Here is a 424-nt window from a genome sequence, read left to right as displayed (position 1 = left end):
AAGCCTTATGTTTAGCAAATGAAAGTGTACAGGTATATCGCTTAAAAATTGCACAGCATAACTGCCGGCATTTTTAGCCACATCAGAAAGGTCTGTAAGCACTAGTACATTCATAGCTTCATTTGAACGCACAATACTAAAGCCATTATAATTACCGAAAAATGATTAAGATCACTTTATCCAATTTATTTCTCCGGCTAGGTTACGGCCGACTAATAAGAATTGGATAACAAGATCTCTATTTGTGAAGTCGCAAAAAGTGCTTTAGCCGCTCTTCTTTGCCTGGAAAGGAGCCTGAAAGAATACTTTAAATAAGGTTCCTTCTCCCGGAGTGCTTTCCATCTTAATTCTCCCCTCCTGGCTCTCTATCATTCGTTTTACTATGTACAGCCCCATGCCTGTTCCTGCTATTTCCTGGTTAAGC

Annotated in this window: 1 protein-coding gene; it reads right to left on the bottom strand. The window is 39.6% G+C overall.

The window, feature by feature from the left end; all coding sequences use genetic code 11:
- Positions 1-264: 264 nt before the first annotated feature.
- Positions 265-411 (bottom strand): ATP-binding protein, encoded by a 147-nt coding sequence (locus tag HC175_RS19205; protein WP_168139757.1) that lies wholly within the window; start codon positions 409-411, stop codon positions 265-267.
- Positions 412-424: the final 13 nt, after the last annotated feature.

The organism is Salinimicrobium oceani, assembly GCF_012037645.1.
The sequence above is the reverse complement of the archived record's forward strand: the minus strand, read 5'-3'. Positions and strand labels throughout refer to the sequence as shown.